The organism is Nocardia sp. NPDC059764 (genome assembly GCF_042732555.1).
In the GTDB taxonomy this organism is placed as follows: Bacteria; Actinomycetota; Actinomycetes; order Mycobacteriales; family Mycobacteriaceae; genus Nocardia.
The window spans coordinates 1-25,461 of sequence record NZ_JBHWHH010000058.1; the positions used below are offsets into that span (position 1 = coordinate 1).

General features: G+C 68.0%; 23 protein-coding genes and 1 riboswitch. Of the genes, 8 read left to right on the plus strand and 15 right to left on the minus strand.

What is annotated here, in order from left to right:
* Positions 1-37 precede the first annotated feature (37 nt).
* Positions 38-1,696 (minus strand): phosphomethylpyrimidine synthase ThiC, encoded by a 1,659-nt coding sequence (gene thiC / locus ACFV4K_RS15385; RefSeq protein WP_379275312.1) that lies wholly within the window; start codon positions 1,694-1,696, stop codon positions 38-40.
* A riboswitch (TPP riboswitch) is annotated at positions 1,689-1,799 on the minus strand. It overlaps the preceding gene by 8 nt.
* Positions 1,800-2,216: 417 nt before the next feature.
* Here thiC and ACFV4K_RS15390 point away from each other — a divergent pair.
* A complete protein-coding gene (locus ACFV4K_RS15390) occupies positions 2,217-2,891 on the plus strand; it encodes a TetR/AcrR family transcriptional regulator (protein WP_379275313.1) in 675 nt (224 codons plus the stop codon).
* 37 nt (positions 2,892-2,928) lie between these two features.
* Here ACFV4K_RS15390 and ACFV4K_RS15395 read toward each other — a convergent pair whose 3' ends face one another.
* From ACFV4K_RS15395 to ACFV4K_RS15435, 9 genes are all read right to left on the minus strand, one after another.
* The gene (locus ACFV4K_RS15395; protein WP_379275315.1) at positions 2,929-3,204 is read right to left on the minus strand and encodes a hypothetical protein; all 276 of its coding nucleotides are present in this window, start codon (positions 3,202-3,204) and stop codon (positions 2,929-2,931) included.
* A 228-nt stretch (positions 3,205-3,432) separates the two neighbouring features.
* Positions 3,433-3,852, minus strand: a complete 420-nt coding sequence (locus ACFV4K_RS15400) for a PIN domain nuclease (RefSeq protein ID WP_379275316.1) — start codon at positions 3,850-3,852, stop codon at positions 3,433-3,435.
* Positions 3,849-4,076, minus strand: coding sequence for a type II toxin-antitoxin system VapB family antitoxin (locus tag ACFV4K_RS15405; RefSeq protein ID WP_379275318.1), 228 nt, complete (start codon positions 4,074-4,076; stop codon positions 3,849-3,851). Before ACFV4K_RS15405 ends, ACFV4K_RS15400 begins: the two co-directional genes overlap by 4 nt.
* A gap of 368 nt (positions 4,077-4,444) precedes the next feature.
* Positions 4,445-4,648, minus strand: coding sequence for a DUF397 domain-containing protein (locus tag ACFV4K_RS15410; protein ID WP_379275320.1), 204 nt, complete (start codon positions 4,646-4,648; stop codon positions 4,445-4,447).
* The gene (locus ACFV4K_RS15415; RefSeq protein ID WP_379275322.1) at positions 4,645-5,523 is read right to left on the minus strand and encodes a helix-turn-helix domain-containing protein; all 879 of its coding nucleotides are present in this window, start codon (positions 5,521-5,523) and stop codon (positions 4,645-4,647) included. Before ACFV4K_RS15415 ends, ACFV4K_RS15410 begins: the two co-directional genes overlap by 4 nt.
* A 558-nt stretch (positions 5,524-6,081) precedes the next feature.
* Positions 6,082-8,358 carry an MMPL family transporter gene (locus ACFV4K_RS15420; protein ID WP_379275324.1) on the minus strand — a complete coding sequence of 759 codons (2,277 nt, stop codon included), beginning with the start codon at positions 8,356-8,358 and terminating at the stop codon, positions 6,082-6,084.
* Between the two features lie 102 nt (positions 8,359-8,460).
* Positions 8,461-9,639 (minus strand): fumarylacetoacetase, encoded by a 1,179-nt coding sequence (gene fahA, locus ACFV4K_RS15425; protein ID WP_379275325.1) that lies wholly within the window; start codon positions 9,637-9,639, stop codon positions 8,461-8,463.
* A gap of 1 nt (position 9,640) precedes the next feature.
* The gene (locus ACFV4K_RS15430; RefSeq protein WP_379275327.1) at positions 9,641-10,846 is read right to left on the minus strand and encodes a homogentisate 1,2-dioxygenase; all 1,206 of its coding nucleotides are present in this window, start codon (positions 10,844-10,846) and stop codon (positions 9,641-9,643) included.
* Between the two features lie 39 nt (positions 10,847-10,885).
* Complete coding sequence (locus ACFV4K_RS15435) at positions 10,886-11,512, minus strand: TetR/AcrR family transcriptional regulator (protein ID WP_379275329.1); 627 nt, start codon at positions 11,510-11,512, stop codon at positions 10,886-10,888.
* Positions 11,513-11,880: 368 nt separating this feature from the next.
* Between ACFV4K_RS15435 and ACFV4K_RS15440 the strand changes: the two genes are divergently transcribed.
* Together ACFV4K_RS15440 and ACFV4K_RS15445 are read left to right on the plus strand one after the other, a co-directional pair.
* Positions 11,881-13,707 carry an acyl-CoA dehydrogenase gene (locus ACFV4K_RS15440; protein WP_379275331.1) on the plus strand — a complete coding sequence of 609 codons (1,827 nt, stop codon included), beginning with the start codon at positions 11,881-11,883 and terminating at the stop codon, positions 13,705-13,707.
* A gap of 138 nt (positions 13,708-13,845) precedes the next feature.
* Complete coding sequence (locus ACFV4K_RS15445) at positions 13,846-14,484, plus strand: hypothetical protein (RefSeq protein WP_379275332.1); 639 nt, start codon at positions 13,846-13,848, stop codon at positions 14,482-14,484.
* 15 nt (positions 14,485-14,499) lie between these two features.
* Here the strand turns inward: ACFV4K_RS15445 and ACFV4K_RS15450 are convergent, their stop codons facing one another.
* The 3 genes from ACFV4K_RS15450 to ACFV4K_RS15460 are packed head-to-tail and all read right to left on the minus strand — an operon-like array spanning position 14,500 to position 16,970.
* Positions 14,500-15,315, minus strand: a complete 816-nt coding sequence (locus tag ACFV4K_RS15450) for an exodeoxyribonuclease III (RefSeq protein WP_379275334.1) — start codon at positions 15,313-15,315, stop codon at positions 14,500-14,502.
* Positions 15,316-15,365: 50 nt separating this feature from the next.
* Positions 15,366-16,340 carry a GNAT family N-acetyltransferase gene (locus tag ACFV4K_RS15455; protein WP_379275336.1) on the minus strand — a complete coding sequence of 325 codons (975 nt, stop codon included), beginning with the start codon at positions 16,338-16,340 and terminating at the stop codon, positions 15,366-15,368.
* A 6-nt stretch (positions 16,341-16,346) separates the two neighbouring features.
* Entirely contained in the window at positions 16,347-16,970 is a 624-nt protein-coding gene (locus ACFV4K_RS15460) for a peptide deformylase (RefSeq protein WP_379275338.1), read from the minus strand.
* Between the two features lie 205 nt (positions 16,971-17,175).
* On the opposite strand from ACFV4K_RS15460, the gene ACFV4K_RS15465 reads away from it, so the two are divergent.
* From ACFV4K_RS15465 to ACFV4K_RS15485, 5 genes are all read left to right on the plus strand, one after another.
* Positions 17,176-17,493: a DUF3263 domain-containing protein gene (locus tag ACFV4K_RS15465; RefSeq protein WP_213558355.1), complete on the plus strand. Its 318-nt coding sequence runs from the start codon at positions 17,176-17,178 to the stop codon at positions 17,491-17,493.
* 91 nt (positions 17,494-17,584) lie between these two features.
* Positions 17,585-18,142, plus strand: coding sequence for a LytR C-terminal domain-containing protein (locus ACFV4K_RS15470; RefSeq protein WP_379275340.1), 558 nt, complete (start codon positions 17,585-17,587; stop codon positions 18,140-18,142).
* 151 nt (positions 18,143-18,293) lie between these two features.
* Positions 18,294-18,971 carry a superoxide dismutase family protein gene (locus ACFV4K_RS15475; protein ID WP_379275342.1) on the plus strand — a complete coding sequence of 226 codons (678 nt, stop codon included), beginning with the start codon at positions 18,294-18,296 and terminating at the stop codon, positions 18,969-18,971.
* 16 nt (positions 18,972-18,987) lie between these two features.
* The gene (locus ACFV4K_RS15480) at positions 18,988-20,136 is read left to right on the plus strand and encodes a glutamate--cysteine ligase (protein ID WP_379275344.1); all 1,149 of its coding nucleotides are present in this window, start codon (positions 18,988-18,990) and stop codon (positions 20,134-20,136) included.
* Between the two features lie 184 nt (positions 20,137-20,320).
* Positions 20,321-21,685, plus strand: a complete 1,365-nt coding sequence (locus ACFV4K_RS15485; RefSeq protein WP_379275345.1) for a DUF5933 domain-containing protein — start codon at positions 20,321-20,323, stop codon at positions 21,683-21,685.
* A 12-nt stretch (positions 21,686-21,697) separates the two neighbouring features.
* Here ACFV4K_RS15485 and ACFV4K_RS15490 read toward each other — a convergent pair whose 3' ends face one another.
* Both ACFV4K_RS15490 and ACFV4K_RS15495 read right to left on the minus strand, forming a co-directional pair.
* Complete coding sequence (locus tag ACFV4K_RS15490; protein ID WP_379275347.1) at positions 21,698-23,035, minus strand: hypothetical protein; 1,338 nt, start codon at positions 23,033-23,035, stop codon at positions 21,698-21,700.
* A 120-nt stretch (positions 23,036-23,155) separates the two neighbouring features.
* Positions 23,156-25,426, minus strand: a complete 2,271-nt coding sequence (locus ACFV4K_RS15495) for an AAA family ATPase (RefSeq protein ID WP_379275349.1) — start codon at positions 25,424-25,426, stop codon at positions 23,156-23,158.
* Positions 25,427-25,461: the final 35 nt, after the last annotated feature.

Sequence of the window (25,461 nt, forward strand, 5' to 3'; positions counted from 1 at the left end):
CCGCAAGCCACCCGCCCCGATCCGAATTCGATCGTTACTACACGACCGGCAGGTACACCTTGTTGCCCGCGTCGGCGAATTCGGCGGACTTCTCGGCCATTCCGGCCTCGATGGCGTTCACGTCGGTGAGGCCGTGCTTCTCGGCGTAGTCGCGCACGTCCTGCGAGATGCGCATCGAGCAGAACTTCGGACCGCACATGGAGCAGAAGTGGGCGGTCTTGGCGGGCTCGGCCGGCATGGTCTCGTCGTGGTACTCCCGCGCGGTGTCGGGGTCCAGCGAGAGGTTGAACTGGTCGGTCCAGCGGAACTCGAAGCGCGCCTTGGACAGCGCGTTGTCGCGGTCCTGGGCCCGCGGGTGCTGCTTGGCCAGGTCGGCGGAGTGGGCGGCGATCTTGTAGGTGATCACGCCGACCTTCACGTCGTCCCGGTTCGGCAGACCCAGGTGCTCCTTGGGCGTCACGTAGCACAGCATCGCGGTACCGGCCTGGGCGATGATGGCCGCGCCGATGGCCGAGGTGATGTGGTCGTAGGCGGGCGCGATATCGGTGGCCAGCGGGCCGAGGGTGTAGAACGGAGCCTCCTCGCAGAGCTCCTCCTCCAGCCGCACGTTCTCCACGATCTTGTGCATCGGCACGTGGCCGGGGCCCTCGATCATCACCTGCACGCCATAGGATTTCGCGATCTTGGTGAGCTCACCCAGGGTGCGCAGCTCCGCGAACTGGGCCTCGTCATTGGCGTCCGCGATGGAGCCCGGACGCAGACCGTCACCCAGGGAGAAGGTGATGTCGTACATCGCCAGGATCTCGCAGAGCTCGCGGAAGTTGGTGTACAGGAACGATTCCTGGTGATGCGCCAGACACCATGCGGCCATGATCGACCCGCCGCGGGACACGATGCCGGTGACGCGCTTGGCGGCCAGCGGCACGTAGCGCAGCAGCACGCCCGCGTGCACCGTCATGTAGTCGACGCCCTGCTCGGCCTGCTCGATCACGGTGTCGCGGTAGATCTCCCACGTCAGCTTGGTGGGATCGCCGTTCACCTTCTCCAGCGCCTGGTAGATCGGCACGGTGCCGATCGGGACCGGGGAGTTGCGCAGGATCCACTCGCGGGTCTCGTGAATGTTCTTGCCGGTGGACAGGTCCATGATGGTGTCGGCGCCCCAGCGGCTGGCCCACACCATCTTCTCGACCTCCTCGGCGATGGAGGAGCTCACGGCCGAGTTGCCGATGTTCGCGTTGATCTTCACCGCGAACTTCTTGCCGATGATCATCGGCTCGGACTCGGGGTGCTTGTGGTTGGCGGGGATCACCGCGCGACCGGCGGCCACCTCGTCGCGCACCAGCTCGGGCGAAACGCCTTCGCGGGCCGCGATGTAGTGCATCTCGCTGGTGACGATGCCCTGGCGCGCCCAGTTCAGCTGGGTCGGCGGGCCGTCGACCTGCGGCTTGGCCCACTCGTCGCGCAGCTTTGGCAGACCCGCCTCGAGATCGATGGTGGCGGTGTCGTCGGTGTACGGACCGGAGGTGTCGTACACGTCGAAGTGCTCGCCGGTGGTCAGGTTGATGCGCCGCACCGGAACCCGCAGTGTGGCGCCGTCGACCTCGACCTGTTCGTAGTGCTTGACGCTGCCCTCGATGGGGCCGGTGGTCACGGTGTCGACCGGGGCGGCCGAGCTGGAGACACGACTCGATGACATGGCACATCCTCCCTACGCCGGCATTACCCGGTCAGGTTCATACGGTCGACGGCCCATTAGCCGTCCTCTCAGCCCGCTGGTGCGAGCCCCCGTTGGCAAACTTCTTCCGAGCCGACCATACCCGGCCCCGGGGTACCGCAACCCCGGGACCGTGGAATATACGATCCGGTCTGCTCTGAGCGCGTGTCCCGGCGCTCAGTTCTCGCGCGGTCCGATCGGCCGGCCCAGCGCGCCGAAGAGGGCGTTCAACCCGATCTCGGTCTGGGTGGCGAGTGCGTCCAGACCGCCCAGCATGGTGACCACATCCTCGATGCGGCAGCCGACCGGATCGGCAGCATCGGTGCGGGTCCCCGGCGCGGTCGACTCGAATCCGCCCGGCGCTCAGTAGAACGGATTCTGATTAGCCGGAAAGGGATGCGCGGCAGTGGTTTCCGGATGCACTCCGTCCGGTGGCAGGGCCGCGAGCAGTCGAGTTACCAACAAGATGTCTTTCTGAAATGTGCTTGGCTATCGTTTAGGTATGTCCCGCAGCAAATCTGCCGCGTCGACCGGCGCGCCCCCCGTCCGGCGTCGCATCCGCGGCCTCGACGCCGGCGAGCGCAGCGCCCAGCGCCGCCGTCAGCTCCTCACCGCCGCCACCGAACTCTTTGCCCGGCAAAGCTATTCGGGCACCTCCATCGAACAGATCTGCCAGCACGCCTTCGTCGGAACCAAGGGCTTCTACGACCACTTCGACAGCAAGGAGGCGTGCTACACCGCCCTGCTGGAACAGATCACCACCGGCATCCAGCAACGCGTCGCCGAGGTGGCCGTCGAGACCGCCGCCGACGACTGGCCCACCCGCCGCGCCGCCGTCCTCGTCGCCTTCGCCCACGTCATCGCCGACGATCCCCGCCTGGCCAAGGTCACCTTCGGCGAAGCGGGCGGATTCTCACCCACCGTCGAAGCCATGCGCCGCGCCAACCGCCGCTGGTCCGCCGATTTCCTGAAACACCAATGGCTACAAGCCGACCCACACGAGGAACCCCGCCTACTGCCCCTGGCCCTGGCCACCATCGGCGGCATGTTCGAACTCGTCACCGACTGGCTCCACCACCACGACGACGGCGGCGCCCCCGAATCCGTCGACACCCTGATCGCGGACCTGGACAACTTCGTCGCGGTGGTCGACGCGGGGCGCGTCGCCGTCCGCTAGCCGCGCGGGTTGCGGGAGCTAGGCGCGTTCCCTCCGATCACTGTGGCGGGACGACTCTGGTGAGGCCGCCGACCTTCTCATCGAACTGGCCACTGCGCAGCGGAATTGGCCTCCCGTGCGGATCTTCCTCGGCCAGGCTCGAATTCAGATCGTTGAGGAATCGCAGCCACACGCGCCAGTCGGCGGCGTTTGCCTGCTCGGTGTTCTGGATCATGCGGACGTACTCGGCGGCCGCCGTGCCCAGCAGGGCCGGCCGATCCAGCAACGTGGGATCTGCCAAGGTGCGCGGCGCGGCCGGAACGATATCGGTCACGGCCGGATCACAGGCACGGGCACCGGCGAAAACCCGGTGCCGCCAAGCGGAATCGGGCCTTCGGCGGGACGCTGGAGGGCACTCCCGGTACCCATTCGGGACGCGGGAGCCGGGTTGTCTGGAACTTCCCTACACCGGTCCCGATAGGCACGGTGAACTTCTCGGCCGTGCCCGATTCCTCGATATCGTTGTCTGGCATAGGTTTCCCTCCCTCACGTGTTTCTGGTGTCAACCCGCGGTGCCTGGTGGCACGACCCATTCGACGGGCTGGCCGGTGATCTCGGCGATTCTGTCGAAATCGTGGTCATAGTGCAGCACCGTGAGGCCGTGGTGTTCGGCGACGGCGGCAATGATGAGATCGGGAATCTTGACGCTGCGGTGCAGGCTGCGGCCACACAGCTGCTCTTGGACCTGCCAGGCGCGTTCCCACGCTTCATCCGGGGTGGTCAGGTATTGCAGGGCGTAGCGGCGGGCATCGCCGAGGGCCTGGTGGTGGTCTTGGGATCTCGCCGATACCCCGGCCTCGAGGTCGGCTATCCCGCAGGTGGCGAGTAGTCCGCGTTCCATGAGCGGCCCGACTCGCGCGTCCACCACCTCGACGTGCATCCGGAATCCGGCGGACTTGTCCAGCAGGTACCGCGCGGTCATGCGGTGTGGGCCTGGTCGCGGTCCTCCCACATCGCGTTAACGGTCGCTTCGTGCGCTAGGCCGTCCGGATCTGCGGCCATCATGGCGCGCAGGTTCCGCGCCGCGCTCTGGCGCAGCGCCACGCGCAGCGCGGCGTGAACGGTGTCCTTCTTCGTGGTGGTGCCCAACTCCTTGGCGGCCTTGGCCAACAGGTCGTCGTCAAGGTCGATCATCGTTCGTGTCATGCCTGACAGCATACTCCACGTATGTATCTGTAGTGTGCTTCCGCGATGTGTCACACCGATATGCCCCCCGCGTTCCGGTGCCCTACAAGGATGCTTATGGGCGGTCAGCCATATGGGCACGGCCGGACAACCGCACCGCGACACCTACATGAGCGTGCTGGGGCTCCGTGCCCAGCTGTCGGGGTGCTGGGAGGATGGCTGAACCTGCTGCGTATTTCGTCTCCTGTCCGAGACCGCACTCCCGCTGATGAAATCCCCTTACTGGGCGGGCATCGCAACCGATCGCACCAACCGCATCCCGGTGGCAGACTTCACCATCAAAGTACGCCAGCTCCGGTGCCCGGTAGGCGGCCTGGCATTCGGGGGGCTCAGCGGTCGAATGTCCCTGCGCGGACGGCGTCGGTGAAGCGGTCCCACTGCGGGCCGTCGAACACCAGCGCCGGGCCGTCGGGGTGTTTGGAGTCGCGCACTCCCACGTGTGTGGGTTCGAGCCATGCGATTTCGACGCACGCGTCTTGTGAGGGGCTCTTGGAGGACTTGAACCAGTGGACATCGGATAGGTCTGGGGTCACTGCAAATCCTTTGTGATGCTTGCGATCAGGTCACGAGTCGCTGCGGTGGTGAGCGATGCTTCGGCTATGGCTTTGTAGGCGTGGCGGTAACGTTGGACCTCTTCATGCTCTCCCAAGTAGAGGGCTCCTGTGAAGTGCTCCAAATAGACCAGCGGGGGCTCGTCGGGTACCCAGTCCAGACTCGACTCCGGGCACTCCAGGATTACGAAGGCGCTGGTCACAAGTCCGATGTGCGGTACGCCGGTAGGAAGCACCCGGATGGATACCGTTGGCAGTTCGGATGATTCGATGAGCCGCCCGAGCTGGTCGGTCATGACTTTCGCGCTGCCAACGCGTTGGCGGAGGACCGTCTCTGCGAGTACGACATTCACTTCGAATCGATCTGTCGTCGTTGTGGTCAGCCGTCGTTGTCGTCGGGCAGCCAGTTCGATGCTCTGGTTGATGTAGTCGTCGGGTGTGGCCGGGTCGATCGTCAGCGCCAGGGCGCGACGGTAACCGCGGGTCTGCAGGAGGCCGGGCAATAGCGCGGGCTGGTAGCTGAACATCCTTCGGGCGGCGTCCTCTTGGGCGATGAAGATCGAGAAACCCGGAGCCATCACATTCCCGAACTTCCTCCACCAACCTGATTCGCGCGACTGTTCCAGCAACTGGATCAACGTTGCTTGTGTTGATTCCTCCGCGTTGTACAGGCGGCACAACCCCATGATCGTGAGCGTCTTGGGTGGGCGGTCCCATTGTGCTCGTTCGATCCGCCACAGCGTCTGCTGTGACATATCGAGATCGCGGGCCGCCGCTTCGCGGGTGTATCCCACTCCCTCACGGAGCTTTTCGAGCGTCGCACCCAGCAATCTCGCAGGCAGAGTCGGGCTCTTCATCAGGTAGCTGCCTTCCCTTGTCTTGATGCAACCCTTCCAACTCGGAAGCTTCTGATGTGTGTCGCACATCACTCGAAAACTTCTACGAGGATAGCTCGGCGGTGACAATCAGAAGGACGCTTCGCGCGCTCAAAGCTGTTTCAGTGCAATCAAATTCAGTCGATTCGAGAGGAAGAAGACATGTGCGACATTCCGCCCATCGATCACGGTCTGTGTCCGGCCATGACGGTCGAGCTGGCGCATCGGGACATGCAAGCGCATCGGGAGTGTCCGATAACAGCCTGCCCTCGGAAGGCGCAGGCGCGGACCCGGCTGGTCGAGGCGGGGCAGTTCGTGCCCGCTACGCCGCGGTTTTGATTGGAGCGGTCATGACGATGGCATGGGAGTTCTTCGCGGTGGGGCTGGTCGTCGGCGGCGGCTTGATTCTGGTGCTCGCCGCCGCGATCGGTGTGCCGGAGCGGTCGGCGCGCTCCGGAGTGAATGAGCTGACGGTGCAGGCGATCCGGGCCCGCATCGAGCGGGAGGACGGCCCGCGAACCCGGGCCGTCTCGGCGTCCGTCAGTCGCGGGCGGCCGTCACACCGGCCGGCACGGGGATCCGTGCGCTCGTTGCCGGTGTGCTCGACTCCTCCTCGAGGCCGATCCGTTCATGGAGGGCGGCAAGGGGTTTGGGGGACCACCAGTTGGCCGTGGACATCAGGCGCATCAGGGCGGGGGCCAGTAGGCCGCGGATGACGGTGGCGTCGGCGACGACCGCGAGGGCCAGGCCGATGCCGAAGAGCTTCATGGGAGCTACCTCGGAGGTTGCCACGGCCAGCAGGACCACGGCCATGAGGCCGGCGGCGGCGGTGAAGATGCGGCCGGTGCGGGCTACGCCGAGGGCGACCGAGCGGGTGTTGGCGGCGGGGGAGCGGTCCGAAGCCAGCCACTCCTCGCGGATGCGGGAGAGCAAGAAGACCTCGTAGTCCATGGACATGCCGAAGGCCAGGCAGATCATGAGGATCGGCATGAACAGGTCGATGCTGCCGGTGGCGGTGAAGCCGAGCAGGCTCGCGCCGTGGCCCTGCTCGAAGACCCAGATCATGGCGCCGAAGGTGGCGGTCAGGGACAGCAGGTTCAGGATGAGGGCCTTCACCGGGAGGACCACGCTGCCGGTGAACAGGAACAACAGGATCAGGGTGATGATCGCGATGATCGCGCCCGCCAAGGGGAGTCGGGTGATCACCGAATCCATGGTGTCCTCATTGAGGGCGGCCGCGCCGCCGAAGAGGACCTCACCGGGGGCGGGGACCGCGCGGAGTTCGGCCAGTTGCTGCTTGCCCTCCGCGGAGTACGGGGCGATCCGGGTACCGACCGACAGGTACGCGCCGTCGGGTCCGGCCATCTGCTGCACGCCGGGGGCCATCTTCGCGCCGTTCACGTAGACACCATCACTGGACAGCACCGCCGGAACGCCCGGCACCTGCGACAGCCGGGTGGCGTACGCGCCGATCTCCTTGGTGTCGCCGTGGAATCCGGGCAGCGCCACCACCGCGCTGGAAGCCATATCGGCATTGAAGTCGTGGCGCAGCGCGTCGCCGACCTGACGGCTGGAGGCGAAGGTGCCGATCACCCGGTCGTCCGGCGTGCCGAAATGCGCCTTCAGGAACGGGGATCCGAGCGCCAGCAGCACCGCCGCGGTGACCACGGCGACCGGCAGCGCCCGCCGCATGACACCGGTGACCAGCTTGTACCAGAAGGTCTCCTCCGGCGGCTTCGGCGCGGGCTCACCGCGACCCAGCAAGCGGCGCACCGGCTTCCGCAGATCCCAGGCATTCACGCGATCGCCGAGCAGCATCAGCGCGGCCGGCAGCAGCAGCACCGAAGCGCCCACGGCCGCGATCACCACGGCGACACCGGCGTAGGCGAACGACTTGAAGAACGGCTGCGGGAACACCGCCAGCGCCGCCAGCGCCAGCGCGACCGTCAAGCCGGAGAACACCACGGTCCGTCCGGCCGTCTGCACCGACCGCAGGATCGCCGCCCGGGTGTCGCGGCCATTGGCCAGCTCCTCCCGGTACCGGCTGACAATGAACAGGCTGTAGTCGATGGCCAGCGCCAGACCGAGCGCGCTGGTCATATTGAGCGCGAAGATCGACACGTCCATGAACGTGGTCATGGCGCGCAGAATGCCGAGGGTGGCGGCGATCGCGAACAGTCCCACGCCCACCGGCAGCAGGGCCGCGATCACGCTGCCGAACACCAGCACCAGCAGCAGCGCCGACACCGGCACCGCGATGGACTCGGCCAGCAGCAGATCCTTCTCGACCTGGTGATTGATATCGGCGAACGATCCGGCCATGCCGCCCACCCGCACCCGCACGCCGTCGCGGTCGCCATTGAGCTCGGTGGACAGGACCGCGGCCCGGTTCTGCACCTCGGTGTCGGTGCCGGTCACCGTGGCCATGATCAGGCCGCGCTGCCCGTCCTTGCTCTTCAGCGCGGTGGCCAGATCGGGCCGGGTCGCGCTGTTGGCCCAGTAGGACTGCACGCCGGTGACCGTCGAGTCGTGGCTCAACGTGTCGGTGATGCGCTGCGCCTCCGCGCGGACCTCCGGACTGTTGACGCCGCCGTCACCGCTCACCATGACGATGAGGTTCGGATTGCCGCCGGGGAAGCTCTTCGTGATGAAGTCGTTGGCCCGCACCGACTCCAGCGAGCCGGTCAGATATCCGCCGCCGACCATATGCGATTTCACGGTGGCCCCGAAGCCGCCGCACACGAGCATCAGCAGCAGCGCGGCCACCAGCACGGCGCGTGGGCGCGCCATGGCGAACCGGGCAGAAGTGGTCAACATCGACGCCGCCCTCCGAAAGTCCCAAACTTTCGGAACGGTACTTTCCCTGATCGACCGACCGGTAGGTTCAGTGACCATGCTCATGGTCATGCGAACTGGCTATCATTCGGCTTTCGCGATGCGCCCGCGGACTTCGCCCAGCTCCAGACGGCCGCCGCCGACCGCCGGGGCGGTTGCCGTGAGCACCACCTCATCGCCGTCCTGCAGGAACGTCCGCTGCACGCCGTTCAATTCGAGGGGCTCGGCGCCGCCCCAGCTGATCTCCATCAGCGACCCGCGCTCGCCGCGATCCGCGCCGGAGATGGTGCCGGAGGCGAACAGGTCGCCGGTGCGGGTGGAGGCCCCGTTCGCCGTCAGGTGCGCCAGCATCTGCGCCGGTGACCAGTACATGCGGCGGTACGGGGGAGTGGAGACCAGCTGCCCGTTCCAGGCCACCCGGACCGTGATGTCCAGACCCCAGGCCGCCGCGTCCCGCAGATACGGCAGCGGCTCGGGATGCTGCGGCGGCAGCGGAATACGGGCCGCGGCCAGGGCGTCGAGCGGAGTCACCCACGCCGACAGGCTGGTCGCGAAGGACTTGCCCAGGAACGGGCCCAGCGGCTGCCCCTCCCACGCCTGGATATCGCGTGCCGACCAATCGTTGACCAGGGCCACCCCGAAGACGTGGTCGGCGAATTCGCCGGTACCGATCGGCGTGCCGAGCACCGAGCCCGCGCCCACCACGAAACCCAGTTCGGCCTCGATGTCGAGGCGGCGGCTCGGACCGAAATCCGGTGTGCCGGAGTCGGTCCGGCGCTGCCCGTGCGGCCGGATGACATCGGTGCCCGACACCACCACGGTGCCCGCGCGGCCGTGATACCCCACCGGCAGATGCCGCCAATTCGGCAGCAGCGGTTCACCGTCCGGGCGCAGCATGCGGCCCAGCGCGGTGGCGTGGTCGAGGCTGGCGTAGAAGTCGACGTAGTCGCCGACCTCGATCGGCAGGTCCAGGCGGACCGCGCGCACCTCGTGCACGGCGGTCGCGGGCAGCTCCGCCTCGGCGGCGGTCCGCACCCGCTCCCGGATCTCGCGCCAGCACCGCGGCCCCTGGGTCATGAAGGCGTTCAGGCTGGGCTGATGGAACATCGGATCGTCGAGCGCCACCGCCAGATCGATCACGGTGTCGCCCAGCCGCGCGCCCACCCGGGGCTCCCGGCCCACCGGGCGGAATACGCAGTACGGCAGATGGTCCAGACCGAAACCGGAATCCGCGGGGACCTCGACCCGCACCCGGCTGCTCAATTCAGATCCATTCCGACGGCCCCTGACCCGACCAGGTCCACGCGTAGCGCGGGTCCTCACACGCCAGCGCGCCCTCGCCCAGCTGCAACGGATGGAAGGTGTCCACCATGACTGCCAGTTCGTCGAAGAAGTCGATCCCGATGCTGCGCTCGTAGGCGCCCGGCTGCGGACCGTGCGCGTACCCGCCCGGATGCACCGACACCGAACCCTGCCCGATCCCGGATCCCTTGCGCGCCTCGTAGTTTCCGCCGCAGTAGAACATGATCTCGTCGGAGTCCACGTTCGAGTGGTAGTAGGGCACCGGGATCGACAGCGGGTGGTAGTCGACCTTGCGCGGCACGAAATCGCAGATCACGAAGTTCTGACCCTCGAAAGCCTGATGCACCGGCGGCGGCTGGTGCACCCGGCCGGTGATCGGTTCGAAGTCGGCGATGTCGAAGGTGAACGGGTACAGGCAGCCGTCCCAGCCCACCACATCGAAGGGATGGGTGGCGTAAACCATGCTGGTGCCCACGATCTCACCGGCGGGACGGTGCTTGACCAGCACCTCCACCTTCTCGCCGTCGACCTGGACCGGCTCGGTCGGCCCGTGCAGATCACGCTCGCAGTAGGGTGAATTCTCCAGGAACTGACCGTATTTCGAGAGATACCGTTTCGGCGGGGTGATGTGGCCCGAGCCCTCGATGATGTAGGCGCGCAACGGTTCCGGGCCGTCCGGAATCCAGCGGTGGGTGGTGGCGCGCGGCAGCAGCACCTGATGACCCTGCCGCACCGGCAGCGTGCCGAACACGGTTTCCACTCGCCCCGAACCGGATTCGACATAGGCCAGCTCGTCGCCGATGGCATTGCGGTACAGCATCGACTCCCGCAACGCCGCCACATAGGAGATGCGCACGTCGGCATTGCCGAGCAGCAGCCGCCGCCCGGTCACCACATCGCTGTCGCCCGGCTTGTCGCCCAGGAACAGTTCGTGCAGCTTCAGATGTCGGTGGCGCAGTGGATGATTCGGGAACAGCCGCTGCTGCGGCAGCACCCACACCGACGAATCCACGATGGCCGGGGGTAGTCCGCGGTGATAGAGCAGCGAGGAATCGCCGGAGAAGCCCTCTTCTCCCATCAGCTCTTCGTAATAGAGCCGGCCGCTCTCATCTCGATGCTGCGTGTGCCGCTTGGGCGGCACCGAACCAACCTGCCGATAGAACGTCATGGCGTCCTCCCGCTGACCGATGGTCGATTTCCATCGTAGTCAGGCGTGACGCAGCGCGCGGTAGACCGCCGCGCCGATGAACTCTCCCAGAGTGTCGGGATTCCAGTCGCCCGGCTCGGTCAGCAGCGTGCGGACCGCGCCCTCACCGGCCGACACCCACAGCTCGACCAGGGCCGGAAGCTTGTGTTCGGCGTCGGCGGTGCCCCAGGCCGCCAGGGTCGGCCGTAGTCGCCGGGTGCCGCGTTCCACCGCCAGCAGCCGGCCCTTGCCGAACGAATCCGCCACGGCCGGATCGGGATTGCCGTACAGCAGCCGCCAGGTGTCGGGGCGCCGGGAGACGGTGTGCAGCAGCGCGCGGAAGCCCTCCACGAACACCGCCTCGTCCGCTTCCACCCGGCGGCGGGGCAGCGTCTCCAGCACGCCCTGCACCAGGTAGTCCTCCTCGCGCCGGATGAGCGCCTCGAGCAGCTCGACCCGATCGGCGAAGCAGGCGTAGACGACCGGGCGGGTGACCTTCATGCGGTCGGCCACCGCGGCGATGGTGACCGCCGCGATGCCGTCGGCGACCGCGATCTCCAGAGCGGTGTCGAGGACCTGCGGGCGACGGCGTTCGGGACCCAGATGCCGCGCGCGCTGGCGTGGTCGTGTCGCCGAATCGGTGCCCATGCGCACCGACGATAGCAGCGGCCGGTGGGCGCTGACCTTGCAGTCGAATCCCTGATCTGGCACCGCACCGTGCATCGAAATTGGTCGAATGACCGGTTGGCTTCGGGAGGGGCATGTGCGAGGCAGGGTTACCGTGAATCCGATCACGGTCACTCCGCAGCAGGCCAAGGGGTTGAAAGGACGCAATTCCAGCTCGAGTGCATAACGGCGCGGTTAACTTTTTGATTTCGAGCCGGGTTGGCGAGAGACCGGACGGTTAAGAGGTCTGCCTACGCTTGCGTAGGTAAACGAACGTACGGCAGCCTTCGGTTCGATCCCAGATTCTGATCTCAGCACCGCGTCGAAACTTCAGCCGAGGAGGCCCTCCCGTGTCCCATTACAAGGCGAACCTACGAGACATCGAGTTCAACTTGTTCGAAGTTCTGGGGATCGGGGAACTGCTGGACGGAGGCGCCTACGGCGACCTCGATGCCGACACCGCGCGGGAGATGCTCGCCGAGGCCAAGCGCCTCGCGGAAGGCCCGATCGCGGAGTCCTTCGCCGACGCCGACCGCAACCCGGTCGTGTTCCTGCCCGAACAGCACACCATCACCGTGCCCGAATCGCTGAAGAAGACCGTGGCCACGGTCAACGAGGCCGGCTACTCCGGCCTGGGCATGGCCGAGGAGATGGGCGGCGTGGCCGCCCCCAACGCCCTCATCTGGGCCATCCAGGAAATGATCGTGGCCGCCAACAACTCGGCCTCCTTCTTCAATATGGGCCCGCTCATGCACAAGGTCCTCTTCGACGAGGGCACCGACGAGCAGAAGCGCTGGGCGACCCACGCCTGGGAGAACCGCTGGGGCGGCACCATGGTGCTCACCGAGCCCGACGCCGGCTCCGACGTCGGCATGGGCCGCACCAAGGCCATCGAACAGGCCGACGGCACCTGGCACATCGAGGGCGTGAAGCGCTTCATCTCCGGCGGCGACGTCGGCGACACCGCCGACAACATCTTCCACTTGGTGCTGGCCCGCCCCGAGGGCGCCGGCCCCGGCACCAAAGGCCTGTCGCTGTTCATGGTGCCGCGCTTCCTGTTCGACTCGGAGACCATGGAGCTCGGCGCCAAGAACGGTGCGCTGGTCACCGGCGTCGAGCACAAGATGGGCATCAAGTCCTCGCCCACCTGTGAGATCACCTTCGGCGGCGACATCCCCGCCGTCGGCTACCTGGTCGGCGGGGTGCACAACGGCATCGCGCAGATGTTCAAGGTCATCGAGAACGCGCGGATGATGGTGGGCACCAAGGCCACCGGCGCGCTGTCCACCGGTTACCTCAACGCCCTCGAGTACGCCAAGCAGCGCGTCCAGGGCGCGGACCTGACCCAGATGACCGACAAGGCCGCCCCGCGCGTCACCATCACCCACCACCCGGACGTGCGCCGCTCGCTGGCCACCCAGAAGGCGTACGCGGAAGGTCTGCGCGCGCTGTACATGTACTGCGCCTCCTACCAGAACGCCGATGTGGCGCAGGCCAATTACGGCGCCGACGCCGAACTGGCCGAGCGGGTCAACGACCTGCTGCTGCCGATCGTGAAGGGCTGCGGCTCCGACCGCGCCTACGAGTCGCTGACCGAATCGCTGCAGACCCTCGGCGGCTCCGGCTACCTGCAGGACTACCCGATCGAGCAGTACATCCGCGACTGCAAGATCGACTCGCTGTACGAGGGCACCACCGCCATCCAGGCGCAGGACTTCTTCTTCCGCAAGATCATTCGCGACAAGGGCGTGGCCCTCGGACACGTCGCGGGCCTGATCCAGCGGTTCGTCGACGGCGGCCCCGACCAGTTCAAGATCGAGCGCGGACTGCTCGGCGCGGCCCTGGCCGACGTGCAGGCCATGGCCGCCGCGCTCACCGGCTTCCTGATGGCCTCGCAGCAGCAGGTCGACGAGCTCTACAAGGTCGGCCTCGGCTCGGTCCGATTCCTGTACGCCGTCGGCGATCTCGTCATCTCGTGGCGACTGCTCGAGCACGCCGCCATCGCCCAGGCGGCGCTGGACGCGGGCGCGGCCGAGAAGGACAAGAACTTCTACACCGGCAAGGTCGGCGTGGCGTCCTGGTTCGCCAAGAACAAGCTGCCGCTGCTCAGCGCCTCGCGTTCGGTGATCGAGAACCTCGACAACGACATCATGAAGCTGGACGAAGCGGCCTTCTGATCCGTGCTCGACATCCGGCCCCGCACCCGTGGTGCGGGGCCGGATGTCGTTGGGGGATCAGGTGACACACCGTCATGACACGCACACTTCATTTCTGACCCGCCGATACGTGTCGTGCCGAGCGGGTACAACTACGGCATGGTCTTCCCGGTTACCTTCGGCTGGATCCAGATCGTGCTGTTGGTGCTGGGCATCGCGGCCATCGGATTATTGGTCTCGGCCGTGCTGAAAGCCCGCACGGTCGGCTGGCGTGTGCTGGTCGGACGCGGCATGGGCGCAGCGGGTCTGGCGTTCGTCGCGGTCGTGATCCTGTGGATCACCACGCTCCTACAAGCCTTCCTCGGACTCACCGGCGAAGTGAAGGCCGCGCACATCGAGGTGAAACCGGTTGCGGGGCAGGAACACCTGCTGGACGTGAACCTCACCCTCTACGGCGACGAAGGCCACGGCGACCAGCACAAGACCTACCAGGTCGAGGGCGACATGTGGGTGCTGCAAGCCAATATCGTGGAACTCGAGGCGTGGGTGAACGCCCTCGGCTTCAACGCCGGATACAAGGTGACCCGGCTCTACGGCCAGCGCCTCGACGGCGTCGCCACCAAGCAGAACCAGATCTTCCTCAACGGCAGCGACGCCGACTTCTTCCAGGACATGAAGGACAAGACCTGGTACACCAGGCCTTTCGTGCGCTCGACCAACGGCAATGCCGTCATCGCCGTCCCGGGCGCCTACGACGTCTTCATCTCCCGCGACGCCATCAAGGCCCGGCCGGTCTAGCCGGGCCCGCCCGGACTAGTCCGCGAGGACGGCCGTCACCGGCGCGTGATCGCTGGCGCCCTTGCCCTTTCGCTCCTCGCGGTCCACGTTCGCGTCGGTGACCCGCGCGGCCAGGGCGGGGGAGGCCAGGATGAAGTCGATGCGCATGCCCTCCTTGCGGGGGAAGCGCAGCTGCGTGTAGTCCCAGTAGGTGTAGACGCCGGGGCCCGGGTGGAAGGGCCGCATCACATCGGTGAAACCGGTCTCGCCGAACGCGTCGAAGGCGTCCCGTTCCCGTTCGGACACATGGGTTTTGCCCTCGAAGAACTCCGGCGACCACACATCCAGATCGGTCGGGGCGATATTCCAGTCGCCCACCAGCGCGATCTGCGCGTCCGGATCCTCCGACAGCCACTTGGCGCCCGCGGACCGCATCGTCGCCAGCCACTCCAGCTTGTAGGCGTAGTGCGGGTCGTCGAGCGCGCGGCCGTTCGGCACGTACAGGCTCCACACCCGCACCCCGCCGCAGGTCGCGCCGATCGCGCGGGCCTCCACCACCGGTGTGCTCAACAGGGATTCGCCCGCGTCCTTGTCGAAACCGGGCTGATCCGGGAAGTGGATCTCGACATCGTCCAGGCCCACCCGGGAGGCGATGGCCACCCCGTTCCACTGGTTCAGGCCCACGTGCGCGACCTCGTACCCGGCCGCCTCGAACGCCTCGAACGGGAACTGCGCGTCCTTGCACTTGGTTTCCTGCATGGCCAGCACGTCGATATCGGCGCGGTCCAGCCACGCCAGCACCCGATCCTGCCGGGTGCGGATCGAGTTCACATTCCAGGTGGCGATACGCACAGCGGTAAACCTTTCGGAACTGGTGTCTTACGCGAGCGGGCGGCGCGCGATCAGGGCGCGGCGTACCGGTAGCTGTGATGCTCCACGAAGCCCATCTCCTGGTACAACGCCAGCGCCGCGTCATTCTCGTCCGACACCTGAACATAGGCGTGGGTGGCCCCGTGCGTGCGGCCCCAGCGGATCATCTCCGCGCACACCAGCGCGCCCAGCCCGTGCCGCCGATGCCCGGACGCCACCGCCACGCAGGTCAGGCCCACCCAGCGGCGGCCGTCGGGAGCCGTGGTCACCGCGGCCCGGCCGATGGCGATCGGCGCGGGCAAACCCAGCGTGGCGAAGGTGAGCTCGCCGTCGCGGACCGCGGTCAGCACATCCACCACCGGGCTCGAGCCGATATCGGTGTCCCCGCCCCGATGCCGGTGCATGGACAGCCACGCCCCGTCCGGTTCGGGGGTGAACCGCACCATGGACGGGCCCGACGGCAACGCCATGGTCTCGATGTCGACCGCCAGCACCCGGGTCTCGTGCCAGGTCCGCCACTCCGCGGGCCGGGTCGCCAGCCGATCGGGCAGCTGCAGTTGCAGCGGCAGGCCGTGCGCGGTGTACCACTCGCCGATGCGGTGCAGGGTCTCGGTGTTCATCAGCGCCGGTCCGTCCGTACCGCCCAGCGGCACCGCGGAATTCGCGCGATAGGTGTAGCCGTCCCCGGCGCGCAGCAACCAGCCGTCGATCCAGGATCGCATCAGGCCGGGCCAGCCGTCCGCGGCAGCCGCTTCCAGGGACCGGATCTCACTGGTCCGAATGGGCCTGGGGCCGAGCGGTTTCCAGGCCACCACCTGATCCCGGGCGACCGACACCACCTGACCGTCGGCGGTCCGCACGGTCAGCGGGTCGGCGGCGATCAGCTCGCCGATCACATCCGTCAACGGCTGTGGATAACCTGCGGGCAGGCGGTAGCGCACCACCACCCGCTTGCCGAGCGGCGGGAGCGCCCCGGTGCCCTCGGGGCCGGGCTCGGAACCGGTCATGACCGATCAGTCGTCGAGATCGTCGTCGTCGTGTCCGAAGGGGTCCGGCACGGTGCCCGGGACCCAGTTCAAACCCGGCTTGCCCCAGCCGTTTCGCTTGATCGCCTTCTTCGCGGCGCGGGCATTGCGGCCGATCAGCACGTCCACGTAGAGGAAGCCGTCCAGGTGACCGGTCTCGTGCTGCAACATGCGGGCGAAGAAGCCGTGGCCCTCCAGCTCGACCGGCTCACCGTGCTCGTCGGTGCCGGTGACCCTGGCCCAGTCGGCGCGGCCGGTCGGGAACTGCTCGCCGGGGACCGACAGGCAGCCCTCGTCGTCATCGTCGGGGTCGGGCATGGATTCGGGGATCTCGGAGGTCTCCAGCACCGGATTCACCACGCAGCCGCGGCGGCGGACGGTCTTGCCGTCCTCGGTCTCGTCCGGGCAGTCGTAGACGAAGAGGCGCGGGGACAGCTCGTCCTCGTCGGTGATGATCACCTGATTGCCGGCCAGACCCACCCCATGTGCGGCGTCCATCGTCTCGTACATATCCGCGATCAGCTGCGCCAGCTCTTCCGGGGTCTGCGTGACCGGAGTGGTCGCGCGGTGCAGAACCGGGTCGCCGACAATGCGAATCGGGAGAATAGCCATGCTCAGCACCCTATAGTGCGGCGTTTACCGGGGTGATCACACCCTGGGGACGTGTCCGGATCACTGCCCGGAACCCCCGACACGCCGGGGCCTACGTCACATAACACGCCGATCGGTACGCATCGCGTTGTCTGCGGCGCGTGGTTGAATGACACCGACGCACAAGCACCATATTCGTCTGGTGACCACTCGGCGAGGGAGCACTATGGACAGCGCAGCGGCACGCGACATTCCCGCAAGCGAGGACGGTCCTTCCGACGAGGATGGCGCGCACGGGCTTTCCCGCCGTGAGCTCGAGATTCTCGACTTCGAACGCAAATGGTGGAAGTACGCCGGTGCGAAGGAAGAAGCCATTCGCGAACTGTTCGACCTCTCGGCAACCCGCTACTACCAGGTCCTGAACGCGGTCGTCGACAAGCCCGAAGCGCTGGCGGCGGACCCGATGCTGGTCAAGCGCCTGCGGCGGCTGCGAGCCAGCCGCCAGAAGACCAGGGCCGCACGCCGTCTCGGTTTCCAGGTGTGAGCCGCGCCGCGACCGTGAGCCAGGTCTCCGCCCGGCCCGCGTCCGCGCTTGATCCCGCGCGGGCGGCCCTGCACCCATTAGGCTCGACGCCGTGAGCAACCCGAATTCGCCGGCCGGCGGTCCGCCGCTGCGGGCCCTGGCGATGGTCCTGATCGCGCTGGCCATCGTGTTCGCCGGGATCGGCGCGATGTCCCTGTCGAGTTCGGACTCCTCGGACAGCAGCGCCGGATCGACCTCCGAGGCCGCCACCACCACTGCGGCGCAGCAGAATTCGACCCAGGCGAGCACCCCGCCGGTGGCGCCCGCCTCCACCGCGCCCGCGACCACCACGACCGCCGCCGCGCCGACCACCACCGCGGCCGCGGGCGTCGACAAGTCCCTCCCGGTCCGGGTCTACAACAACGGCACCGTGGCCGGACTGGCCAAGAAGACCGGCGACCAGCTCAGCGGTGAGGGTTACAACATCACCGAGGTCGGCAACTATCCCGGCGGCGTCATCCCGAAAACCACCGTGTACTACGGCAGTTCGCCCAAGGAGCAGGCACTGGCCAAGGCCATCGCCGCGGAACTGGGCTGCGCCGCCGAACCCCGCTTCCCCGGGATCTCGGATTCGCCCACCGGCGTCATCGTCATCGTCACCGGCAGCTGAATCGTTGTCCGTCGGCCGCCGGAACGCCGCCCGAAAGAAACCGTGCGGCCCCTCCACGGAACACAGGCACGGCTCTGGCATCATCTTGTCCGGTACGAACTATGTCCACTCAGCTTTCCCGATAAACTCGGACTCGTAAAGGAGTTCCCCGATGGCCTCGTCCTCAACTCGTCGCCCGTCCTGGTGGACTGTTGCTCCGGTGCTCGCGGTCGCGGCCCTGGGGCTCACCGCCTGCTCCAACAGCCAGGAATCGAGTGACGTCAAGGGGACGACCCCGCCGGTGTTCACCAGCTCGCCCGCTCCCGCGGGCGGTGCGACCGGCCACGGCACCGAGGGCGACACCAACGCCCCCCGGGAGTCCACCTCGGTCACCCTCAAGGACCCCACCGGTGGCACCGTCGGCACCGCGTCCGTCGTGAAGGTGGGCAACCACCTCGAGATCACCGTCGAAGCCCACGGCCTCAAGCCCGGCTTCCACGGCCTGCACATCCACCAGTTCGGCAAGTGCGAGGCCAACTCCACCGCCCCCTCCGGCGGCGCGCCCGGCGACTTCCTGTCCGCCGGCGGCCACCTGCAGGTCGGTGAGCAGAACGCGCACCCCGCCAGCGGCGACCTGGACTCGCTCCAGGTGCTCAAGGACGGCACCGCCAAGCTGGTCACCACCACCGACGCCGTCACCCTGGAGGAGATCAAGGGCAAGGCCCTGATCATCCACGCCGGCGCCGACAACTTCGGCAACATTCCCACCCGGTACGCGCCCGCACCGGATGCGGACACCCTCGCGACCGGCGACGCGGGTGCACGGGTCGCCTGCGGCGTCGTCGCCTGAACCCCTTGAGGTGAGCATGGCCGGGGCAGGCATTTCGAAGGTCCCCTTCAATTCATCGCCCCGGCCCACGCTCGGCGTGGAATGGGAGGTCGCGCTCGTCGACAAGACGACGCGTGACCTGTCCAATACCGCCGCCGCCGTTTTCGAAGCCTGCGGTGATCTGCGCGCCTGGGACGGCACCCCGCAGATCACCAAGGAACTGCTGAAGAACACCGTCGAACTGGTCTCCGGCAAGCACGACACCGTGAGCGAGGTCGTCGACGAACTGCGCGCCACCCAGGACGTCGTGCGCCGCGCCGCCGACCAGGTCGGCGTCGACCTGTTCTGCGCGGGCACCCACCCGTTCGCGCAATGGTCCACCCAACAGCTCACGCGCAGTGCGCATTACGACGAACTCATCGAGCGCACCCAGTGGTGGGGTCGCCAGATGCTGATCTGGGGCGTGCACGTGCACGTGGGAATCTCGCACCCGGACAAGGTCTTCCCGATCCTCAACGCCATGCTGCCGGCGTACCCGCACCTGCTGGCGCTGTCCGCCTCCTCACCCATGTGGGCGGGCGTCGACACCGGCTACGCCAGCAACCGGGCCCTCATGTTCCAGCAGCTGCCCACCGCCGGACTGCCCTTCCAATTCGACAATTGGGGCCAGTTCGAGGGTTTCGTGCACGACCAGATGAAAACCGGTGTGATCGAACAGATCGGCGGCATGCACTGGGACATCCGGCCCGCACCCAAATGGGGCACCATCGAGGTGCGCATCTGCGACGGCATCCCCACCAAGGTCGAACTGGCCGCCATCGTGGCGCTGATCCACTCCCTCGTGGTCGATCTCGACCGGCGGGTGGAGAACGGCGAAGCCCTGCCCGCCATCCTGCCGCCCTGGCACGTGCAGGAGAACAAGTGGCGCGCAGCGCGATACGGGCTCGACGCCATCATCATCACCGACGCCGACAGCAACGAGCGGCTCGTCACCGACGACCTCATGGACCTGCTCAACCGGCTCGAACCGACCGCCAAGAGCCTCGGCTGCGAGAACGAGCTCGCCATGGTCGCCGACATCCCCAAGCGCGGCGCGTCCTATCAGCGCCAGCGTCGGGTGGCCGCGGCCGCGCAGGGCGATCTGGTCGCGGTGGTCGACTCGCTGGTCCACGAACTCGAGCAGTGACGACGGGGCGGGACGCCTCACCGGCGCGAGTTACGTTGCTGTGATTTCAGTTACGCGATTCTGCGGCCGCTGTACGCCGTGGCCAGCGGCGATACCACGCTGACCGGGGGCTGTTCATCCGGGGTGGGATGCGGCGTTCAACTGTCTATGGGGTCGGCGTTCACACGGCGTTTACTATGGCTGGATGTTGCTCGACGATCCGCGTTCCCAGACCGGCGGCGCAGCACGCCGATCAGGGATGTGGATGCCGTCGCCGCGCGTCCGGTTGACGGCCGTGCTGACCGTTGGCGCACTGGCACTCCTGGTTCTCCAGATCGTCGCCTCCCGGCACCACTTCACCGGTCCGCTGGAGAGCATCTGGGCCGACTTCGCGGGCAACGCCAAATCCTTCACCGTGCCGTGGGCGGGACTCGGGCTCGCGCTCATCGGACTGGACTGGCGGCGGCGCTTCGTGGCCGTCGGCACGGCGCTCGGCATCGACGTCGCCTACCAGACGATTCGCAGCCTCTCCGGCGGTCCGCTCGCCATGGGCAACGGGCCGGTGCTCGTGCTGCTCGGCATCCTCGGGCTCGCCCTCTGGCGGTGGCAGGGCAAGGATCGCTCCAACGCGCTGCACGCCGCCGCGCTCGGCATTCTGCTGGTGCTGTCCAGCAAGGTCGCCGACGTCTGGCTCGGCATCACCGTGCTCGCCGGACCCCGCGTCCTCGACGAGCACATCGTGCTGGTGGACCACGCCCTCGGCGACCCCTCCTGGATGGTCGGGCAACTGCTCGAATGGCTGGGGCCGGTGGCTTCCGCTGTCCTGCACTGGGTTTACATCGAACTGCCCGTCGGCGCGATGATCGTGACCATCTGGCAGCTGCGCAACGTCGTGAAGACGGGCCAGTGGCCGGGGCACTACCTGGTGCGGACCTTCCTGGTGATCGGGCTGATCGGGCCGCTCTTCTACGTCATCTTCCCGGTCGTCGGACCGATCTTCGCCTACGGCACGGAAGGGCACGCCTTCTCGCTCGGCACCTACTGGCCGAATGTGGTGCCGCCGGTGGACCTCTCGCCCGGCTCGATCGCCTTCGACCGATTCGCCCCGCGCAACTGCATGCCGTCGCTGCACACCGCGTGGGCACTGTCGATCTTCGTCCACTCCCGCCGCGACCCGCTGACCGGCGCGCCCGCCCCGACCTGGCTGCGCTGGGGCGGAACCTTCTGGCTGCTCGCCACCATCGGGGCCACCCTGGGCTTCGGTTACCACTACGGCGCGGACCTGGTCGCGGGCGTGGTGCTGTGCCTGGCCATCGAATCCGCGCTGCGCGCACCCGAACGCGGCTGGGACCGCGCGCGGGTCCAGCTGGTCGGCGCGGGGGCCGCGCTGTTCACCGGGCTGCTGCTGTCCTACCGGTACCTGTCGGTCGAATTCGCCGACCACCCGCTCCCGGCGGGCGCCCTCGTGATCGGCCTGTTCGCCGCCTACGTGACGGCCTTCTACCGGACCTGGTTCGCCGAACCCGCCACCGCTCCGGCCGCGCAACTGGACCTCGCCGCCCGCGCCTGACCGTTCCCCGGTCTAGTCCGCGGTGCTCTCGTTCGACGACCCCTCGGGCGGGGTGGCGGCGGACGGCACCGGCAGCGGCCGCAACCGCCGCAGCAGGAACATGCCCGCCAGACAGCCCCCCGCCACCAGCACCGAGGTCCAGCCCGGCGTCGCGGTGGACCCCGAGCTGACCGTACACATCCCCGAAGTGCCCGACTGCATCGCGTAATCGCCGCGCGCCACGTAATCCCGCATGCCCAGCACCGCCGACGGCACGAACAACAGGGTGGTCCCCAGCACCCGGCTCGGCACGTACCGCGGCCGGGCCGCCAGCAGGCCGAAACCGAGCAGCCAGGACACCAGCGCCGCGCTGCCCACGATCAGCCACGCCTCGGAGGCGTCACCGGTGAGCGCCGTCGACACCCCGACCAGCATGGACAGCCCCAGGGCCGACATCGGCGCGGACACCTGACTGCCCGCCCACATGCCGAACGCGCTCACCGCCGCCAGCAGCGGAATCGACCAGGCCGGCATCTCCGCCGCGATGGTCGCCGCGCCCACCGCGCCGACGCCCACCGCGATCAGCACAATCTCCCCGTCCCGGCCCGGCAGCAGCATGGACGCGATCATGGCGGTGCCGACCGAGGTCATCACGGCGAGCACGATGCCCGCCACGCTGCCGCCGTGTCGGGCCAGCCACTCCGCGCTGAACAGGGTGATCAGCACCAGCAGCGTGCCCGCCAGGATCGGGGCCAGCGGCAGCTCGATCGACAGCCGTTGCGCGGCCGGTCCCTTCCTGTTGATCAGCAGCGAGACCACGGCCAGCGCGAAGGCCAGCAGCACCATCCACATGGGCGGCATGCCGGAGGCGTGCCAATGGTTCCGCAGGTTGTCGGTGATGCTGCCGCCGCCCACCCGCGGCACCGGATTCACCGAACCCAGCAGCAGACTGATCAGAATGCCCAGCGTCCAGGCGAAGGCGGGCAGCCGGTGATGCAGCACCGCCGCCCCGAGCGCGCCCAGGATTACGCCGCCCGACAGGGAGTCGATGAAGTTTATGGTCGACAGCGAGGAATTCGGGTCGCCCGCGTGGCCCAGGGTGTGGTTGGCGACCAGCACCAGCAGGCCGCCCACCGTGGTCGACCAGGCCACCGACGGGCTGCCCAGGGTGGTGATCAGCACCGCCGCGATCATGGCGATGAGCACGCCCGCCGAGATGGCGCGGGGCAGGCTGTAAGCGAGCAGATCCAGTTGCAGGGCGGAACTTTGTGAGGTCCAGCCGAAGTCGATGGGCAAGGTCAGCGCGAGGCCAGCAACCAGTGCTGCGACCAGCGCGGTGATCGTTTCGGTAGCGACCTTGTACGACCTCACCTGCGCAAAATTACCGGCCCTCGGGGTGTCGATCGGTCCGACTCGCTTACTTTGTAGATTTTTGGCGAACTTCTGGCCACATTCGGGCTTAGGCGGATGAATCAGACTGGGCGCATCAAATCAGACATAGCCCGACGGGTCGCCGGGCGGACCCGACATCTCCCGCTTCGCCGCGAACAAGCGCAATGACTCCACCTGCACCGGATCCAGCGACGGCCGTACCGCCTTGCGCGCGGACGCCACATCCGCCGCCGTCACCTCCCCGGCCTCCACATCGCGGCGCATGGCGGCCAGCGCCGCCTCCCGCAACAGGGCCGAACAGTCCGCCGCCGAATAGCCGTCCAGCTCACGGGCCAGCCGCCGCAGATTCACATCCTTGGCCAGCGGCACCGAATTGGCCGCGGTGCGCAGGATCTCGGCCCGGGCGTCGGCGTCCGGCGGCGGCACGAACACCAGCCGCTCCAACCGGCCCGGCCGGGTCAGCGCCGAATCGATCAGATCCGGGCGGTTGGTCGCGCCGACCACCACCACGTCCCGCAGCGGCTCCACCCCGTCCAGCTCGGTGAGCAGAGCCGCCACCACCCGGTCCGACACCCCCGAATCCGAGGACTGCCCGCGCTGCGGCGCCAGCGCGTCCACCTCGTCGAGGAAGATCAGTGACGGCGCGGAATCGCGTGCGCGCTGGAACAACTCGCGCACCGCCCGCTCCGAGGAGCCGACCCACTTGTCCATCAGCTCCGCGCCCTTCACCGCGTGCACGCTCAACTGCCCGGACCCGCCGAGCGCCCGCACCAGGAAGGTCTTGCCGCAGCCCGGCGGCCCGTACAGCAGCACCCCGCGCGGCGGCTCGATCCCCAGGCGCGCGAACGAATCCGGATGCTTCAGCGGCCACAGCACCGCCTCGGTCAACGCCTGCTTGGTCTCCACCATGTCGCCGACATCGTCGAGACTCAGGTTGCCGATGGACAATTCCTCCGACCCGGACCGCGACAGCGGGCGGATCACCTCCAGCGCCCCGGCCAGATCCTCCTGCCGCAGTACCGGATCCACGTCCTGACCGCTGTCGTGGTGTTCGCGGCTGGCCCGGGCCGCCGCCCGCAGCGCCGCCTCGCGGACCAGCGCCGCCAGATCCGACACCACGAATCCCGGTGTCCGCAGCGCGATCTCGTCGACCTTCAGGTCCTCGGTCGGGGCCTTGCGCAACAACTGCTCGAGCAGCGCGGCCCGTACCGCGGCGGTCGGCAGCGGCAGCGACACCTGCCGGTCGAACAGTTCGGGACCGCGCAGCCGCGCGTCCAGGCCCAGTGGATTCGAGGTGGTCGCCAGCACCGCCACCGCGGGCAGCGCGATCGCCCGGCGCAGCTGGTCCAGGATCATGGTGGCCACCGGCTCGGCCTCGGCCGGCAGCAGCGCGTCGATATCGGTGATCAGCAGGACTCCGCCCGCGCCGGAACCGATCTCCTGCATCGTGTCGCCGACATCGCGGAAACGCTTGCCGCTCTCGGTCGAGCCGACCGCCGGGCCGTCCAGTTCCACCAGCCGCCGCGACCCCACCACCGCCCGCGCCAGCGTCGCCTTGCCGACGCCCGCCGGGCCCGTGATCAGCACGCCCAGCTGCGAACTCGCGCCCAGCGCCTTCAACAGCTCGGGCTCGTCCAATGCCAGATTCAGCCACTCCCGCAGCTTCGCGGCCTGGGCCTGCACCCCGGCCAGATCAGCGACGGCCACCGCCGAGGCCGGGGCGGTCGTCACCGGGCGCTCGGCGGCGACGATCGGCGAACTGTCGAGGGGGACGTCGTCGAGCAGGCCGAGCGGGGCGTCGGTCGAGCTGAAGGTCGTGCCCAGCGTCACCGCCGTACTCGGCAGGATGGTGACCGGGCCCGGATACGGCTCGGTGGCCACCACCGTCAGCACCTCGGAGGTCCAGGCGATCCCCAAGCCCTTCAAGGCTTTCCGGGCCGCGGCCGGATTGTCGCTGGGCAGCAGGTCGCGCGGGAGCAGGGTGACGGTGTCGCCCACGGTGACGATCTTCCCCAGCAGCGCCTGCCGCAGCGTCGACTCCGGAATCGCGGCCATGGCCAGCGACGAGCCCGTCACCGAGACACGGCGGGCGTCGGTCTCGGTAGCCGGGGCGATGGTGACGTCACCGCCGTCGCGCACCTTCGCGTTCGACAGCGTTACCTCGTCGAGCAGGGCGACGCCGGCGCCGAAGCCCTGCGACGGCTTGAACGTCCCCACCACGGCCGTGGTGCGCCGCCCGCCGGTCAGGGTGACTCCCTGCCCCGGATGCAGGGCCAGCGCCATCAGGACTTCGGGGTGCAGGCGCACCAGCCCCCAGCGGGCGTCGCCGCCCGAGGAGTTGCGTTGCGCGGTCAGCGTGAATTCCGGCACCCGTCAATTCTGCCCGCGGGAACCGGCCGCCGGTG